The organism is Pseudoalteromonas sp. APC 3495, from assembly GCF_030407645.1.
Lineage (GTDB): Bacteria > Pseudomonadota > Gammaproteobacteria > Enterobacterales > Alteromonadaceae > Pseudoalteromonas > Pseudoalteromonas tetraodonis.
The window spans coordinates 1-17,101 of record NZ_JASDDA010000067.1; the positions used below are offsets into that span (position 1 = coordinate 1).

Annotated in this window: 19 protein-coding genes and 1 tRNA gene; 9 read left to right on the top strand and 11 right to left on the bottom strand. The window is 40.8% G+C overall.

Annotated elements, in window-relative coordinates:
* The first annotated feature begins 521 nt into the window (after window positions 1–521).
* Together proB and QL984_RS17420 are read left to right on the top strand one after the other, a co-directional pair.
* On the top strand, window positions 522–1,628 hold the full coding sequence (proB, locus tag QL984_RS17415) for a glutamate 5-kinase (protein WP_013466019.1): 1,107 nt from the start codon (window positions 522–524) through the stop codon (window positions 1,626–1,628).
* Window positions 1,625–2,872, top strand: coding sequence for a glutamate-5-semialdehyde dehydrogenase (locus QL984_RS17420; protein WP_138562641.1), 1,248 nt, complete (start codon window positions 1,625–1,627; stop codon window positions 2,870–2,872). Before proB ends, QL984_RS17420 begins: the two co-directional genes overlap by 4 nt.
* Before the next feature lie 180 nt (window positions 2,873–3,052).
* Here QL984_RS17420 and QL984_RS17425 read toward each other — a convergent pair.
* Window positions 3,053–3,128, bottom strand: a tRNA-Ala gene (locus QL984_RS17425).
* 165 nt (window positions 3,129–3,293) lie between these two features.
* On the opposite strand from QL984_RS17425, the gene QL984_RS17430 reads away from it, so the two are divergent.
* Together QL984_RS17430 and QL984_RS17435 are read left to right on the top strand one after the other, a co-directional pair.
* Window positions 3,294–3,680 carry a hypothetical protein gene (locus tag QL984_RS17430; RefSeq protein WP_138562643.1) on the top strand — a complete coding sequence of 129 codons (387 nt, stop codon included), beginning with the start codon at window positions 3,294–3,296 and terminating at the stop codon, window positions 3,678–3,680.
* Window position 3,681: 1 nt separating this feature from the next.
* Window positions 3,682–4,182, top strand: coding sequence for a prolyl-tRNA synthetase associated domain-containing protein (locus QL984_RS17435; protein ID WP_138764708.1), 501 nt, complete (start codon window positions 3,682–3,684; stop codon window positions 4,180–4,182).
* Here QL984_RS17435 and QL984_RS17440 read toward each other — a convergent pair.
* Window positions 4,149–5,297: an MFS transporter gene (locus QL984_RS17440; protein ID WP_010391697.1), complete on the bottom strand. Its 1,149-nt coding sequence runs from the start codon at window positions 5,295–5,297 to the stop codon at window positions 4,149–4,151. The two genes, QL984_RS17435 and QL984_RS17440, sit on opposite strands and share 34 nt — an antisense overlap.
* 194 nt (window positions 5,298–5,491) lie before the next feature.
* Here QL984_RS17440 and QL984_RS17445 point away from each other — a divergent pair, with 194 nt between their 5' ends.
* From QL984_RS17445 to QL984_RS17460, 4 genes are all read left to right on the top strand, one after another.
* Window positions 5,492–6,031, top strand: coding sequence for a DUF2058 domain-containing protein (locus tag QL984_RS17445; protein WP_138764709.1), 540 nt, complete (start codon window positions 5,492–5,494; stop codon window positions 6,029–6,031).
* A gap of 171 nt (window positions 6,032–6,202) precedes the next feature.
* Complete coding sequence (locus tag QL984_RS17450) at window positions 6,203–6,526, top strand: c-type cytochrome (protein ID WP_010391700.1); 324 nt, start codon at window positions 6,203–6,205, stop codon at window positions 6,524–6,526.
* Between the two features lie 134 nt (window positions 6,527–6,660).
* Window positions 6,661–7,428, top strand: coding sequence for a class II aldolase/adducin family protein (locus tag QL984_RS17455; RefSeq protein ID WP_013466014.1), 768 nt, complete (start codon window positions 6,661–6,663; stop codon window positions 7,426–7,428).
* Between the two features lie 27 nt (window positions 7,429–7,455).
* Complete coding sequence (locus tag QL984_RS17460; RefSeq protein WP_010391702.1) at window positions 7,456–8,631, top strand: mandelate racemase/muconate lactonizing enzyme family protein; 1,176 nt, start codon at window positions 7,456–7,458, stop codon at window positions 8,629–8,631.
* Window positions 8,632–8,682: 51 nt separating this feature from the next.
* On the opposite strand, the gene QL984_RS17465 is transcribed toward QL984_RS17460, so the two are convergent.
* From QL984_RS17465 to QL984_RS17505, 9 genes are all read right to left on the bottom strand, one after another.
* On the bottom strand, window positions 8,683–9,063 hold the full coding sequence (locus tag QL984_RS17465) for a hypothetical protein (protein ID WP_138764710.1): 381 nt from the start codon (window positions 9,061–9,063) through the stop codon (window positions 8,683–8,685).
* Between the two features lie 3 nt (window positions 9,064–9,066).
* Entirely contained in the window at window positions 9,067–10,629 is a 1,563-nt protein-coding gene (locus tag QL984_RS17470) for a S41 family peptidase (protein ID WP_138764711.1), read from the bottom strand.
* Window positions 10,630–10,677: 48 nt separating this feature from the next.
* Complete coding sequence (locus tag QL984_RS17475; RefSeq protein ID WP_138764712.1) at window positions 10,678–11,517, bottom strand: amidohydrolase family protein; 840 nt, start codon at window positions 11,515–11,517, stop codon at window positions 10,678–10,680.
* Window positions 11,514–12,242, bottom strand: coding sequence for an SDR family oxidoreductase (locus tag QL984_RS17480; protein ID WP_013466010.1), 729 nt, complete (start codon window positions 12,240–12,242; stop codon window positions 11,514–11,516). The genes QL984_RS17475 and QL984_RS17480 overlap by 4 nt, the downstream gene beginning before the upstream one ends.
* Before the next feature lie 21 nt (window positions 12,243–12,263).
* Window positions 12,264–12,752 (bottom strand): peptidylprolyl isomerase, encoded by a 489-nt coding sequence (locus QL984_RS17485; protein ID WP_008466307.1) that lies wholly within the window; start codon window positions 12,750–12,752, stop codon window positions 12,264–12,266.
* Window positions 12,753–12,817: 65 nt separating this feature from the next.
* The gene (locus QL984_RS17490; protein ID WP_064664038.1) at window positions 12,818–14,266 is read right to left on the bottom strand and encodes a transglycosylase SLT domain-containing protein; all 1,449 of its coding nucleotides are present in this window, start codon (window positions 14,264–14,266) and stop codon (window positions 12,818–12,820) included.
* A 56-nt stretch (window positions 14,267–14,322) separates the two neighbouring features.
* On the bottom strand, window positions 14,323–15,342 hold the full coding sequence (locus QL984_RS17495) for an MBL fold metallo-hydrolase (RefSeq protein ID WP_290173103.1): 1,020 nt from the start codon (window positions 15,340–15,342) through the stop codon (window positions 14,323–14,325).
* 56 nt (window positions 15,343–15,398) lie between these two features.
* Window positions 15,399–15,704: a cell division protein ZapA gene (locus tag QL984_RS17500; protein WP_013466007.1), complete on the bottom strand. Its 306-nt coding sequence runs from the start codon at window positions 15,702–15,704 to the stop codon at window positions 15,399–15,401.
* Entirely contained in the window at window positions 15,704–15,934 is a 231-nt protein-coding gene (locus QL984_RS17505) for a hypothetical protein (RefSeq protein WP_008466311.1), read from the bottom strand. The genes QL984_RS17500 and QL984_RS17505 overlap by 1 nt, the downstream gene beginning before the upstream one ends.
* A 238-nt stretch (window positions 15,935–16,172) precedes the next feature.
* Here QL984_RS17505 and rlmJ point away from each other — a divergent pair, with 238 nt between their 5' ends.
* Window positions 16,173–17,012, top strand: coding sequence for a 23S rRNA (adenine(2030)-N(6))-methyltransferase RlmJ (rlmJ, locus tag QL984_RS17510; RefSeq protein WP_013466006.1), 840 nt, complete (start codon window positions 16,173–16,175; stop codon window positions 17,010–17,012).
* The last annotated feature ends 89 nt before the right edge of the window (window positions 17,013–17,101 follow it).

Here is a 17,101-nt window from a genome sequence, read left to right on the forward strand (position 1 = left end):
TGTTAGATATAAACATCTTAACTCTCTTAGTGATTGTTTCAGCGATGTTTTATAATGTTCGAACGTAAAATATCATTTACCGAACTCTTTGGTATAGTTTTGCTCAAGGTGTTTATCTGCGTAACGCATATAAATTAAAGTTTGAGTTGAATTATTACCTTTCAATATTTAATCCCCATCGTGGCGGTTAAATCTCGGTCCTTAAGTCATCACCCTATCTGTTGGTGTACCAGACTTAAGAGGCTCTATGTATGTTGTTAATAAAAAAGCCGCACACAGCTTTTTACAGCGATACATAAACAACACTTTATATTTTTTTAGTTAGTACAATCCAATTTTATTGGGTTAATACTATTTATTTTTTGCATCTCAATTTAAAACAATGGTTTTAGAGACGGTGTACGCGTGTGTAAAAAAAGTGTGGGCAATGATAAACAAATTCGACGTTATGTTTTAAACATAGCGACCTGGTTTCATTCATCAGTGTGATGAATACAAATAAAATGGAAAGTTGAGCATTTATGCAAAAGTTAAATTGGCGACGTATCGTACTTAAAGTGGGCAGTGCCTTAATTGCACCCGATCAAGATGGCTGTCGTTCACGCTACTTGTTAACCATCGCACAGTTTATCGTTCACTGTCGCGCACGTGGTATAGAGGTTATTTTAGTGTCATCAGGCTCTGTAGCGGCAGGCTCGCATTTATTTCCATCAGAGAAGCCGCGCTCAGTTGTTATGAAAAAAGCCATGGCAGCAGCAGGGCAAACAGAAATGATGGCCATGTGGGATCGTTTCTTTGATTTTCCTTCGGCGCAGCTACTATTAACTCATGGTGACCTACGTGACCGTGAGCGCTATCAGAGTATCCGTGAAACCGTATTTACCTTGTTAGAACACGGCGTGCTACCTATCATTAATGAAAATGATGCGGTGACAACAGATGATTTAAAAGTGGGTGATAACGATAACTTATCAGCTATGGTGGCAGCTGCCGCTGACGCTGACGCATTAATGATTTTTTCAGATGTAGATGGGCTGTATGACAAAAACCCAAATCTGCATGACGATGCCGTATTATTGCCTGAAATAAAATCAATTGATGATTCTATTTATGCTATGGCAGGATGTGCTACCAGTGCAGTAGGCACCGGTGGTATGAAAACCAAGATTGAAGCGGCAGAAAAAGCCACATCACATGGTATTGCAACGTATATTATTAATGGCTTTAAAGAAGAAACCTTTACTCGTTTATTAGCGGGCGAAAATCCAGGTAGTGTGTTCTTGCCTTATGAAAAACCAATGCAAGACTCTATTCACTGGATGACACATACCGCAAATGAACAAGGTGAAGTGGTTGTCGATGGGTCATTTGATGATTCACTAGAAGGCGAAGACGGCTGTTTACGAGGCGATGAGATCAAGGAAGTACATGGCGAGTTTGCTGTGGGCGATACTATCTTAGTTCGCAGTGAAGATGGTACGCGTTTAGCTAAAGCCACAGCAAATTACAGTAGCTGTTTGTTAAACTTTATTGCAGACAACGAGCAGAGTGAATTCAGCGAAAAAATGCAGGATTCAATTGGACCAATTATTTCAGAAAAAGATATCGCATTATTGGAGAAGTCATGAGTTTAATTACGGATATATCACGCCAAGCAGCAAAAGCTGCACATACACTTGCTTTACTCGATACCGAGGCTAAAAACAACGTGTTAACCGATATGGCAGCGGCATTAAGAGATCAAAAAGAATTTATAATCAAAGAAAACGAAAGTGACCTAAGCGCTGCGCGTGACAATAATTTAGCAGCGTCAATGATAGACCGTTTAACATTAAATGATGAGCGCATTGAAGCGATGGCTGAAGGTATCGAAGTGATTGTTTCACTTGATGATCCGGTTGGCCAGTTACGTGATATCACTGAACGTCCAAATGGCATTAAAATTCGAAAAATGCGTGTACCACTGGGCGTGGTATGTATGATTTACGAAGCACGACCTAATGTAACGGCTGACGCGGGTGCATTGTGCTTTAAGTCGGGTAATGGTGTTATTTTGCGCGGTGGTAAAGAAGCGCTTAAAAGCTCACAAGCCATTGCTAGTGTAATGCACAGCGTGCTTACTAAACATGGTTTGCCAACGGCGCTAATTTCAGTTATTCCAGATCCTGACCGTGCTTTACTAATGGAATTAATGCAGCAACGCGACAGTATTGATTTAATTATCCCACGTGGCGGTGAAGGGCTTATTAACTATGTAACAGAAAACAGTACAATTCCTGTTATTCAGCACTTTAAAGGCGTGTGTCATTTATACGTAGATAAAGATGCAGACTTAGAAGTGGCACTTAATCTACTACTTAACGGTAAAACTCAACGTACTGGCGTATGTAATGCCTTAGAAGGGTTAGTAGTACACCAAGATGTTGCTGATGAGTTTTTAAACCTCTGCGCGGTAGTGCTTCGCCAAGAAGGCGTAAAAATAAATGCTGATGCCAAAGCGGCTGAGTACTTTGATAATGCCACTGTGCTTGCAGATAACGAATTTGGTGAAGAATATTTAGATTTAGAAATTGCTATTCGTATAGTGCCAAGCTTTGATGCAGCCGTTGAGCACATTGCTCAATTTGGCTCAAATCATACCGAAGTTATCTGTACTAAAAACGATGCTGCGGCAGAGTTATTCCAACGTAGTGTGGATGCATCGGTTGTTATGGTTAATGCGTCATCACGTTTCTCTGATGGCTCACAACTAGGTTTAGGCGCCGAGATTGGTATTGCAACGACTAAGTTGCATGCTTATGGTCCAATGGGGCTTGAGTCACTAACGACTGAGAAATATTTAGTTAATGGTGTTGGTCAAGTTCGCGAATAACTTACCCAACCTAATAAACGATAAAAATGCCGGGCTTTTGCTCGGCATTTTTGATCTCGATTTAGCAAAATCAAACAACTAAGCAAACATAAAGATTAAAACAGGGCAAAAAATTATTAACAGAGAAATTTATTTAGAATATAAAAATAAGGATATTACTTAAAGGAGAGAGTAGGAAAGTGGTGGAGCTAAGCAGGATCGAACTGCTGACCTCCTGCGTGCAAGGCAGGCGCTCTCCCAGCTGAGCTATAGCCCCACATTCCTAATTTACATAGACTGTAAATGCTTAAGTGCTGAGTCTCAAGCGGGGTGAACTTTAAATATTTTTACGATTTTGGTCAAGTATTTTTTCACAAATTTTTCCGTTTTAACTAATTTTTGTTAAACTCGAGCTCAATATTTACTAAAACGACAATACATAATGAAAAAATACGCGTTAGTTTTCATGATTTTCCTTTTTGGTTGTGCCAGTTCAGTAGATGAACCGCCCTACGAAATTAATAATAAACAATTTTATGACACCCTTGATGAGCAAGGTAACAAGCTTTTTGCTTATGTGGTTTCTGTAAAGGCTAAAAGTCGTGAGCAAATTAATATCAATAAAAGACTAACCCGCAGTGATGTTCAGCGTTTTGCTGAGCAAGAGCATTTTGAAGAGTCGAGTGTTTTAAAATTACAATTAGAAGATCAAGCGGTAGAGTTTCTTAATAAAGAACTAGCACAGCGTAACTATTGTGCAAATAAGCATGAAATAAACGAAGTACTATGGCGTGATTTAAGTGTGCAATTAAGAGGGCGTTGTTTGTAGTATGTTAGCGGATAAACAAAAACTAGCGGCAGTGTTAGCCCAACTAAATATAGAATATGACGTAATAGAACATCCAGCGCTACATGGCAGTTTAGATGCCGATGAACTGATGGTAAATCGCCCAGGAACACGCTTAAAAAACCTATTTTTGCGAGACAACGAAGGTAAGCGTCATTTTTTAGTGATCACCGCGCATGATAAACAGTTAGATTTAAAGTCACTTGCTAAACAGCAAGGGCTATCGCGCTTAGGCTTTGCCTCTAATGAGCGCTTGGCTAAATACTTAAAGGTTGCACCTGGTTGCGTGTCAATGCTCAGCTTAATGAACGACAAACAACGAGGTGTAACACTTTGGCTTGATCAAGATATTTGGTTTGGCGATTTATTTCATTGCCACCCGTTTGAAAATACCCAAACATGGTTATTAACTAAGCCTGATTTACTGCGTTTTTTTGACTTTACTGAGCATCAGCCGCGGGTGATGTTTTTGCCATCGCGTTGAGCCCACAAAATAAGCCCCAGTCCACACAAACACACAGCGAGTAATGTTGCCATAAACGCCGTTTGTCCATGAGTTTGATAAACCACCCCTGGTAATAACGAGCCCAGTGCGCCGCCGCTGTAATAAAATGATACATAGCACCCGTTGGTAACGCTTGGCGGTGCGTGACTGATTTTATTAACCAGTGGTGCCGCTGTGGAATGAATCACAAACATAGCGCCGCAAAAGAGTGTGAATGCAATTAAAAACAACAACAGTGAATGACTCATTAATAACACAATACTGAGGTTATAAAACACGAATACCGCGGCCAACAATCGCCAGGCTGAAGTCATTTTTTTTAATAGCCAAGGAGTGAAAATAGAAGCCAAAGCACCCACCAAATAGCCACTATAAACAAAGCCAATGTCGCGCGTGTTATTAATTAAAAAGGTATTTTTTAAAATAAAAGGCAAGTAGTTTAATAATGCTGCAAAGCAAAAAAACATACAAAAAATGGCACCATAGAGCTTAAGTGCAGAGCCCTCTTTAAGTTGTTTTATATAATCTAATGGTGATAAAACCTCGGTTGATTTAACGAGATTAAAACGTTTATGGGGAATACTTAACGCTAGAATAATCAGCATGGCTGCTATTAGGTAATAAAAACTCTGCCACGACCAAACATCGCTAAAGAGCGCAGCCAATACACGACCAAAATAACCACCGACAATCGTACTACCTATATATAGCGTCATATTTTTTTGTAATGTATCGGCTTGATAGCTCATACCAATAAAGCTGGTCATGGCAGTCAATGCGGCAGGTAAAGTCAGTCCTTGTAAAAACCTTACCAGTAGAAGTAATTCAAAACTCGGGGCATAAATAAATAAGATACAACCCACACCCAGTAACAACATAGCGAAGCGTAATATCAATAAAGGGTTTCGCTTAGCTAAAAACAGTCCATACACCAAAGGGGCAATAGCTAAAGGCAACATAGTGGCCGTCATTAAGCTGCCTGCAACAGCAGGAGCAACATTAAATTCAGTTGCAAATAAACTTAATAATGGCTGTGGTGCGTATAAAACAAAAAAAATGAAAACTGAACAGATGAGTAGGTGAGGTAAGCGCATTAACTGCCATATACATTGCTTATTAGTTGAGCTGCATTATATACAAAACTGCTAGGGTTTTCATAAATTAACCTTTATTGCGCTAAATCATGCTTTGTTTTCAGTAGTTTGTTAGATTAATACCAATAGCGCTGTTATTTACGCTCGTTGGTGATTAAAATAGCATTAATATTCGTTTTTAGTGGGAACACGCCATGGGGTCACTACAAGAGCAATTGCTCCAAGCTGGTTTAACAACATCACATAAAGCTAAAGTTGCTAAATCAGAAAAGCGCAAGCAACAGAAAAAGCAAAAGAAGGGAGCGACGAGCAACCCGAACGATTTACAAAAGCATATTCAGCAAACTAAGTTGGAGCAGCAGCAAAAAGCTGAAGAGCTCAATAAAGCGCGCCAAGAAGAATTAAAGCAGCGCGAACAAGTCGCGCGTGTGAAGCAAATTTTAGAGCATCATAATCAAGAGTCAATTCGCGGTGAGCGTACCTTTAACTTCACTTATGAAAATAAAGTGAAAGGGCTTGATGTGAATGAGCAAACGCAAAAGGCGCTCTCGGGCGGGCGTTTAGCTATTTGTGTGTTAGAAGGTCAGTTTTACGTATTAGAAGATGAGCCTGCGCGTAAAGTGGCTGAGGTGGATGAAAAGTATATTGTGTTTCATGTTAAGCCTGAAAATAAAGCCAAAGATGAAGACGATCCGTATGCTGATTTTGAAGTGCCAGACGATCTTATTTGGTAAGCCTATTAAGTATCTGCTCAGTTAAAGCAAGCTAGTATGTGTTTTATGAGGGATACACGTATTTGTTCTGATTGATCGTCAAACCTTACCAAGGACGTATGCTTTTTAAAGATTTATTGACTACAATAATCACAACCGTTTTTTTTAACCGTAAAAAGAAGAGTAAATACAATGAGCAAGATAAAAACACTTTTATTAGGCGCGGGTATTGGTTTAGCCGCAAGTTTTTCATTTTCAGCAGCCGCTGCAGATGGCGCTGCACTTTACACAGCTAAAAATTGTCAAACATGTCATGGTGCAGAAGGTAAAGCACCTATTATGGCGATGTACCCTAAACTAAATGGTCAAAACAAAGAATATTTAGTAGCGCAAATGAAAGACATCAAGTCAGGCGCTCGTAACAACGGTATGTCTATGGCGATGAAAGCGATGGTTGCGACTGTGACTGATGAAGAATTTGAAGCGATTGCCGATTACCTATCAAAAGTACAATAACCGTTAACGCTAATTAAAAAGAGCCACACCTATGTGTGGCTTTTTTATTTGGTGATTGCCATCATGCTAATACTCATTTAGACTTCTAAACATCTACAATCACTAGCGCTATGCTGTGTTTTAAAAGGCTTGTTATGTTTGATTTACCCCAGCTCAATTTAAAAAATAAAGTATCAGAACAAGAGTGGCAACTACGTGTTGATTTAGCCGCATGTTATCGATTAGTTGACCATTTTCGTTGGGGGGATTTAATTTATACGCACCTTTCTGCTCGCCTACCGGGCACTGATCATTATTTAGTGAATGCCTTTGGCTTAACGTTTGATGAGATCACTGCATCTAACTTAGTCAAAGTAGATTTAAATGGCCGCATTATTGACGATACACCCTTTAATATTAACCCGGCGGGGTTCACTATTCACAGTGCCATTCACGAAGTACGTGAGGATGCCCATTGCGTTATACACCTGCACACCAAAGAAACGATTGCGGTTGCAACACAAAAAGAAGGGCTGTTACCGCTAAGTCAGTATTCGATGTTTTCATTGCCGTCTCTGTCTTACCATGGCTATGAAGGTTTAGCGGTGAATGACGATGAGCGTAAACGCCTGCAAACAGATTTAGGCACCACCAATCATATGCTATTGGTCAACCACGGCGGTTTAACAGTAGGCCCAACGGTAGGCGATGCGTTTATGCGCTTTTATGACCTTCAGCGTGCCTGTGAAATACAGTTAGCCATTCAATCAAGTGCGCAAGAAGCGGTGGCTGTGCCTCAAGCTATTATTGATAACATTTATAACCAAGCGAACGTCGTTCACAGCGGCAGTACAGGGGGCCAGCTAGCATGGCCTGCCATGTTACGAAAAGCGTATCGTCTTGATCCTAGTTTTGCAAAATAACCCACTGAAGGTTAATAAGGAATTTTTATGAAAGTAAATCGCGTTGAAGTCTTTGATATTCATTGCCCTGATCGTCCTGCATGGACGCCGGTATTTGTTCGAATTCATACCGATGAAGGTATTAGCGGTGTGGGTGAAGCAGGTCTTGCATACGATTTAGGCCACAGTGCCGCTGCTGCGATGATCAAAGAAATGGCCGATGCCTTTTTAATTGGCCATGACCCGTTTCAAACTGAAAAACTATGGTCGCGCATGTTGCGTGAAAGTTTTTGGGGTCTAGGTGGTGGGCCGGTGGTTTACGCAGCAATGAGTGCGATTGATACGGCGCTTTGGGATATAAAAGGTAAAGCATTGGGTTTACCGGTTTATCAGTTGCTTGGCGGTAAAGTTAACGACAAGCTGCGTACTTATGCATCACAGCTGCAGTTTGACTGGGACAGTGAATTTAAAGCGCTGGTACAGCCACAAGAATATGCAGAAGCGGCACTAAAAGCGGTGGCGGAAGGTTACGATGCGGTAAAGGTCGATCCAATTCAATACGATAAAGACGGCAACACCTATTACGACCGCACAAATATTATTTCTCGTCCAGAAATGAAACTATACCGCGCACGTATGCAGGCTATTCGAGAGGCCGTGGGTGACGAAGTAGATATTATTTTTGAATGTCATAGCTTACCAGGGGCGACATCGGCAATTCAAATTGGTGAAATTGCAGAAGAATTTGACTGTATGTATTTTGAAGAGCCGGTGAATTACTTAAACCATTCATTACATGCAAAAGTGGCTGACAAAGTGGCTGTGCCTATTGCAGGCGGCGAGCGCTTGTATAACCGCTGGGGTGTACGTCCTTATTTAGAAGATCAAAGTATTGATGTACTACAGCCAGATATCGGCTTATGTGGTGGCTTTACCGAAACTAAAAAAGTATGTGATTACGCTGATATTTTTGATGTGCGTATTCAGGCACACGTATGTGGAGGGCCGGTTGCAACGGCGGCATCATTGCACTTAGAAACAGCGATCCCTAACTTTTTAATTCACGAGCATCATACTTACGCGATTAAAAAGTGGAATAGAGAGCTATGCTTACAAGATCCACAACCTAAAAATGGTTTTTTTGAAGTATCTGAAGAACCAGGTCTTGGGATTGAGCTTAACGATGAAATTGTAATGCGCTCACAACGCGTAGAAATAAAATAGTTTACTCTGTTGAGAAATAGCCGGTAAGTGAGTTGTCACTTACCGGCTTTTTTATCGCTGTGGGTTTATTTTACAAAGTACTTGTTTTAGTTCAATGGTTGCTTTGCTATCAAGGTGGCGAACAAAACAGTGCTCTCCCTTAGTCACGAGCTCAAATTGATCTGGCATATTAAGTTGCTTGCCCATAATAGGGTTGCCCTGAGGATCTTTATGATTAAGTTGCTCAAGGGTAACCGTGCTTGAGGTGACAAAAACATCGTCTGCTAATTGAACCTGCGAGCTATGCAGCAGCTGCGCAATTGCGTCGGCTACTTTAGCGCTATTAGGCTCAATTAGTAACGCATGTTGCAATTTAGGTGTGGGCTCTGAGCTTTGTGCTAAGCACCCACTTAAAAATAGCGAAATTGCAGTTATTGCTAATAAAATCTTCATTGCTTATCTCATGTTATCGCTAAGAATAATATTCTGTTTAAGTACAGTCTGAATTCGCGCGTCTTTTACTTCAGGCATATCGGTGGCGATAGTGGGCGCAAAACCGAGAACACTATTTATTGAGCTTGGGGCTGGGCAACTGCCGGTTGCTCTATAACTAAGTGCGGTATTAAGTAAGCCTTCACTTGCATCACCTAAGCGTTTGCTAAAGTCATCGGCAACAGCACAGCCTGCAATAAGTACGGGCTGGCGCGCATTATCAATGGTATTTTGCGGTGCAAAGCCATCTGAATATTCACCAAAACCTTTGTTATTTTCGCCAGTAAATTGAATGGTAAAATAAGTAGTGTCGCAGTTATCGGTTGGGTAAAAGCCATACGGTTTACCACAGGTGCCAGCCCCTATCTGAATGATTTCAACATCGGCTCCGCGCAGCCCGTTAATTATAGCCTCACTGGCTGAGCAGGTACTGCTGGTGGTGAGTACAAATACCCGATCTAAATTTAACGTTGGTAATGGGGTGCCTGCAGCTATTGCAGGGTTATTTTCAAACCCGACAAAACGATTTGTAAAGGGCATGGGGGTCAGTGTTTGCCCTGTGATAGGGTTGGTATTGGGGTATTTATCGTTAAAAATAGTGCGTTCAAATATTTTGCCTTGGGTATTGCTACCTGCCACCATATAGCCTACTTGGCTGGCCATTTGTAACAAACCACCGCCGTTATAGCGCACATCAATGACTAAATCTTTAATGCTGCTGGCAGCGAGTTGGTTAAAGGCGTTGTAAAGCTGCGTTTCGGCTATCGCGTTGTGGCTATTAAATTGAAAGTAACCCACATCGCCGTTTGCTAAATCAGTACGTACGTTCATTACTGGTTGCGACTCGATATTTTGAGATGTGAGCGTAACAATGCGATTTTCATTAGTGCTGATATCCCTAAATACAAATTCGGTAACTTTACCTGTTTGTTCTGGGAATAAACCTGCGTTAATAATAGCTACCTCGCTTGATGAGGTCGCGTTAATAAAATCAACACCATCAACTTCTAAAAGCTCAAAGCCCCTAATAATATTTTGATTACTAGCAGGGGTATTTGGCTCGGTATAGCTAACAATTGCTTGGCGCGGCGCACTACCAGCGATTATTTTTATATTAAAGCCATAACCAAAGCTTAGGCCTGATTGATTTTGTCTTTGCCACTCATCGGTTGGCAAACTAAAGTGAAAGTTATCTTTTTTCGCACCCGACTCAGTCAGTTGCTCCGTTTTTAAAGTATTAAAGTAATCAATGACGCCTGACGTTAATGCCGGATTAGTATCAATAATTTCGTCGTACCATAAGTAGGTTTCGTTACTCCAAGAGCGTAGCCAGTTTTTTTCATTAATTGCTTGGCATTGACCTTTAAATTGCCCTGAGCTAGCAAATACACCAGAAGTCCAGCCGCTATTGTCTGTTGTTGGGTTGGTCGCATTGTCGCTACCTCCACCGCCACAACCTGTTAATAAAGCGGCTAGCGAAAAAGGGAGTAATGTGTATTTGAGAGAAGATGAATTAAAAATGGCCATACGTATGCTCGTTTTTTAAACTGTTGAGCTAAATATAGCGGTTTTTATTTAGAGTTGATAGAGGCGCGCTGCATTTTTGTAACTCAAATGTTGCCATGTAAGATCATCCCTACATAGGCTTCGATAATGTTGCCATAACTCATTGTAGTTAATGTTAATTTGGCACACGGGGAAGTTGCTGGCAAACATCACTCTTTGCATACCAAAATGCTTTAAAATATGTGTTAAACACTGCCTTTGCTGCTCGCTATTAAGCATGAGTAATTCAAAGCCTGAAAACTTCATCGCAACATTAGGCTGTTGTGCGAGTAATTCAATGGCGCGTTGCCAGTTAGCAAGGTTGTGTGCAAGCCCTGCGTGATTAATGATGATTTGTAAGTCACTAACTTGGTTGGCATAAGAAATAAGTTGCTCGGTGATATTGAGGTTTTCTATTTCAAATTGCGCTTCAAAATGCAGTTTTAAGTGGCACAAGTGGCGCAGGTTATCGAGACAATGAGGGTTCAATAAGCGCGTGGCATCATGACCTTCAGTGATATCTCTAATGCCGACAAGGGATGAATGTTTTAGATGTTTAAGTGCTAGTTTAAATGCGTTATTTGGCTGGTTAATTGTTGCAAAGCTAATCGCTTTGTAAGGTAGCCTTTTTATATGCTTTGCTAACCAGTTTAATTCATTAATAGGTTGCTCATTATCAAAGCCAGCTTCTATATGCACTAAACCAACGAGTTCAAAGTCCGTACTTTTGATTAGTTTAGCAACGCTAATCGGTTGTTTTATTTTATCTAAGTTAGGCCAAGCGGGTGGGTTAGCACCTTGCAGCCAGGTGTATTGACCCTCCAGCAAATTAAAAAAATGCACATGCGGGTCAATAATTTTAGTACTCATTGCGCTGTGTAACCGCCATCAATGCGTTGCAAACTGCCGGTAATAAAGCTGGCTTCTGGACTTACTAAAAAGTTTACCAGTGCTGCAACTTCATCGGCTTGGCCTAAACGATTAAGAGGTTGTAAAGCAGCTTCTTCGGCAACAATATCTGCCTTATTTGCGCCACTTTTTTTGCAGTATGCATCAATCGCATTATGAAATAACGGTGTTTCTATGGTGCCAGGACACACGGCATTAGTGCGAATATTAAAGCTTGCGTAATCTAAGGCGGTGGTTTTAGCCATCGAAGCCAATGCATGTTTAGTCAGGTTATAAGCAAATGAGTTTTGTTTGCCAATAATGGCCTGATCTGAGGCAATTAACACAATAGCGCCATCTTGTTGTGCTTTCATGGCTGGTAATACGCTTTGTATAGCCGCGTACGCACCTTTAACATTCAGTGCCATTAACGCATCGAATGTCGCTTCATCGGTTTGCTCAATTGTGGCACTTAGGTGCTTGCCAGCATTTGAAACAAGTACATCAATGCGTTGTGTTTTTTCAATAATAGCCTGTATACACTGGCGTACGGCGGTTACATTACTAACATCACATTGATGAAAAACACCACTCTCACTGGGTTCAATATCTAGGTTATGAACCTGATAGCCGCTCGTTAATAATCGCTGAACCACAGCAAAGCCAATGCCTTTAGAGCCACCGGTTACTATTGCAACTTTTGACATACTTGTTCCTTTAATTAGCAATTAATGTGCGTGGCCGCAACCACCTTCAGCATGAACATGTCCGTGAGAAATCTCTTCGTTTGTTGCTTCTCGAACTGAGACAACCTCAACATCAAAAGTCAGCGTTTTACCAGCAAATGGGTGGTTTAAATCACAATCAGCATTAAAGCGGCCTACTTTTACAATGGTTACTTGGTGGCGACCTTGGTTTGATTGCACCATAGCAGTCATGCCTGGTTTCCATACTTTTACATCACCTTGAAGGTGCTTAAGCGGAATGCGCTGAATTAAGTCATCAACACGCTCACCGTATGATTCACTTGGAGATAACGTAACGCTAAATTTATCACCAGCGGCTTTACCTTCAAGTGCGGTTTCTAAACCTGGAAGCATGCCTTCGCTGCCGTGAATATAACTTAATGGCGCGTCGTTTAGGCTGCTTTCGATTTGTTCACCCGCTTCGCTTAGGGTGTAATGAAATTCAACGGCCGAATTTTTACTGATTTGCATGCTTGTCTCTTTGAGTTTTAAATTAATTAAAGGCAATTTTACGCGAAATACTGCGCTTTAGAAACTTAACGTGGATGATTTAATGTATTTTGTAAGTCGAGTAACAGGTCTTTTTTCGCCGGTGTAGTTTTTGGCGTAGCGGCTTGAGGTATAAATAAAACCAACTGAGTCCCAGGTTTTAATACGCTTGAGGCAGATAATTTATTCCAACGCGCTAAATCGCTATGAGCAACGCCGTATAACTGACTTATATTCCAAAGGTTATCACCGGGTTTTACGTGGTAATCTACCTCGATGGTTGGAATGATTTGCTCTTTTTGTTCTAGATAAGGGCTTATTTTATAGTTAATAGTGAGCGACTCAGGCAAAGTTTGCGGCTCCCCTAAAATAAGCTTTTCGCCAACGCCAATAAAGTTATTTTGCTTATTATTGAGCTGTTTTAATACTTCTAAAGGCAAGCCAAAATGCCTAGCAATACCGTACAGCGTGTCATTTTTCTTAACGATGTATTCGCCTGCAAAATTGGCTTTAAAAAAGCGGTTTTTTAATAAAGCTTGTTGCTCTATAGGTAATAACAGAGTGTGCGGTCCATGGGGAGAGCTTTGATTTTTTAAATAACCCCGATTAAGGGCATGCAGTTGTTTGGCGCCCATGCCAGAGAGCTTGGCCATAACTGAAAAATCAAACTGTTTTGCCACATTTAGCGAGGTAGTCAGTGCTTTATAAGGAAGCTTTGGCCGTTTAAAATTTGCCTTAGGGTGTTTCACTAAATAGCTCAGTGCTAATAGTTTTGGTACATAGTCAGCGGTTTCTTTTGGCAGTGTTAGTGCCCAAAAGTCAGTTGATTTACCTCGTTTTTGATTGCGTTTTATAGCGCGCTTAACTCGGCCTTCACCGGTGTTATAGGCCGCAAGTGCATGTAGCCAATTACCATCAAAACGTTTATGTAAATAGCTCAAGTAATCAAGTGCCGCATCGGTTGAGGCTAATACATCCTGGCGTCCGTCGTACCATTGATCTGATTTAACCCCAAAATGATGCGCGGTTGCTGCAACGAGTTGCCACACTCCCACAGCGTGCTCGCTTGAGCGTGCGGTAGGTCTAAAGCCACTTTCTACAAACGGTAACAAGGCGAGCTCCATCGGCAAGCGCTTTTGCTCAACTTTTTTTACAATATGGTATAAAAAAGGCTCTGCACGTCGAGACACTATTTTTAAATAATTAGGCTGTTTTAAATACCAGTTAATGCGTTTTTTTAACGCTTGATTTTGCTCAACCGGTAAATGTAAGTTATCAGCAATATGTGCCCATAACTCTGTGGGTTGAGCTATTTCAGGGGCTTTGGGGGTGGCTTTTTTATTAATGACTTTGTGAGTGTTTTTAGAGGTCGGCGTATTTGATAATGCCGGTTTTGACTCTACAGGTGTGGGAACTGCAGGCGCAATGATCTCTGGCTGAGTGGTTTTACAGCTGCATAGCAATACAATGGCAAAGCATAAGATCAAGTGACGCATTTTGTTCCTTTTTAAAAAATATATTTCCATATTTTAACACAATCCATTGTGTTCAGTTATTGACTGTTTTTAGCGCGAAGTAATCCCGATTGCAAAAATAAGTGACTTGATTTTATATCAAGTGGTTCTTGTTGATAAGGTTTTAGTGCCTCACTAGGGAAGTCTTTTTGTAATTGCTCAATACTGGCTTCAGGGTTATTTTTAGCATGATCCGTAATCGCTTCTAAAAACGTGAGTGACTGTTTTAGTTTAACTTTATCGACTAAATCGCCATGTCCAGGAATAAAAAGTGACAGCGTATTATTATTTATATATTTTTTTAATAAGCGTTGCCATTGCTTAAGCTCGCCATGCCCAGGGTAGGGTAACCAATCGATGATATCACCACCAATTAAGGTTTTACCTTTGTCGGCAAGTAGTGTTAAATCGCCATTAGTATGTGCCTGATGCGGGTTTATAGTGAGTGTATAGCCACCTAAATCTAACGTTTTAGATTCACTAATACTCATTTTTGGTGGTGTTAATTGATAGTCTTGCCAGCGAAATAAGCGCTTTTTAGCGCGGGTAAGCTTTTCTCGCCATTGAACTTGCTCAGCATCGGGTAAGGTGGCTAATCGTTGATAGCTCAGCTCAATGCTTTTCTCGAATCCCTCTAGCTTGTCTGTTAAGGCTTGCTGGTAAAGCGAAAAGTCGTTAGCGACTTGTTGGTGAGTAATAAGTTTTGCGTCTGGGAAGTAATGCTGCATAACCGCCATCCCCAGTAAGTGATCGTCATGAAAGTGGGTTGCAACTAAATAACACAAAGGCGTCTTTAGACGTTGTTTTAGCTCAGTTACCAGTTGTTCTACCGCCGCAAAGTTACCACTGGCATCAACGAGTAATGCACATTCACTGCCTTCAATTAATACTTGGTTAGAGTCGTAAAAACGAAGTCTTTCAGGTTGCTTAAGAAATTGAATATTAGCTGACAACGGTTGCCACTCAATTGCCGCCTCGCTTTTTGTTTGCATAAACAAGCAAATTAAAGGCAGTAAGCACTTACCTATTTTTTGAGCTTTACTTAAAAATGGTTGCATCTTTATCTCTAGCTGTATTTTTGACGGTAAAAACAATAAAAGCGCAAAATGCGCTTTTATTTAGTGTGCTCAGAGTTCGAGCTTAAGTACTGACTCAATTTATCAATGAGTTGATCTTGATATTCAAGCTCAACTGATTTTTGAGTTTTCGCTTCAAGCAATTCGTGGCTTAAATTTAAGGCAGCCATAAGTAATGCTTTTTGATCATTTCTGACTGTTGAACGTTGTTTCATTTGTTCAACTAAATCATTCAGATTTTTGGCGGCCGCTTTTAGTGCCTCTTCTTGCCCCGCAGGACAAGCAAATTGCTGCTCTTTACCAAGCAATTCAACAGTGACTCGCTGGTTTTGCAGCTCAGACATTAGCTTGCCTGTTGCGCGCTTTGTAATTTATCTAACAATGATGACAAGGTAGTACTTGCATCTTTTTGTTTTTCTTCATTTTCAAGGGCTTCTAACTGCAATAACTCATTTTCATCAAGTAGCTTGCTGTTTTGCTCTTTAAGCTCTGAAATATCAGTTTGTAACTGATTATTACGGGTAATTAGTTGGTCGATCAGTTGTTCGAGTTGTTGAAGAGTGTTGTTGTTCATAAATGCGCTCATATAACTGTAATTAATGTCATGCAAATGTAAAGCAAAGTGTGTTTATTTGCCAGCATTTACGCTGGTTTTAGGTGATTTTTATTCTATGTTAAGGGATAATTCACGCTATTGGCTTTTTCATTCAGAAGCGGTTCACGTAAACCCCCGCTTTTGCTGGTATCGATTGTCAAAGTAGTGTGCTTATGGTTCACTGATTTTATTAAATAGCGTATGGTGAAAATAAATAATGCTTAGTTACAGACACTCCTTTCATGCGGGTAACCCTGCCGATGTACTTAAACATTTAGTGTTAGCGCAAGTACTGGGTTATCAAACAATTAAAGATAAGCCGCTTGACTATATTGATACGCATTCGGGGGCTGGTTTTTTTGAGCTTGCTGCACCTGACGCGCAAAAAACCCAAGAGTACCAAGATGGCATTGAAAAACTGTGGCAACATACTAGCCAACACAGTGCCTTAAATGACTACATTGAACTAATAAAATCATTTAATGAGAGCGCATCGCTGGCGTTTTACCCAGGCTCACCAAAAATAGCCGAGCACTTTTTACGCCGTCAAGATAAGGGCTGGTTTTTTGAGCTGCATCCGCGAGATTTAGTCTTACTTGAAGAAAACATGCAAGGTAAGCGTTCTATTCGTGTACGCGGCGAAAATGGGTTTGCAGGCTTAATTGGTTTGTTACCGCCAGCTTCGCGCAGAGCCTGTGTGTTAATAGACCCACCTTATGAAATAAAAGACGATTACAATACGGTAGTACAAACCATTGTTAAAGCACATCAACGCTTTGCAACAGGGACTTACATGATCTGGTATCCGGTTGTGGACAGAGAACGTATTGATAATATGGAGCAGGGTTTAATTGACGCGGGCATTAAAAATATTCAATTATTTGAATTAGGTACTGAAGCAGATACAGAAGTACATGGTATGACCGCCTCTGGAATGATAGTGATAAATCCACCCTGGAAGCTGAAACAAACTATGGATGACGTGTTACCTGAACTAGTAAGCTTGTTGAGTAAGCCAAGTGGCTTTTATCGCAGCGAGCAGTTAGTTGCCGAATAAAAATAAATAAGCCTAGGGTCTGTTGACCTTTGCGGATTAAAATTTGTTCAAACTAGGGGCGGTTTAATCGCGGCGCGAGGTTTGTAACC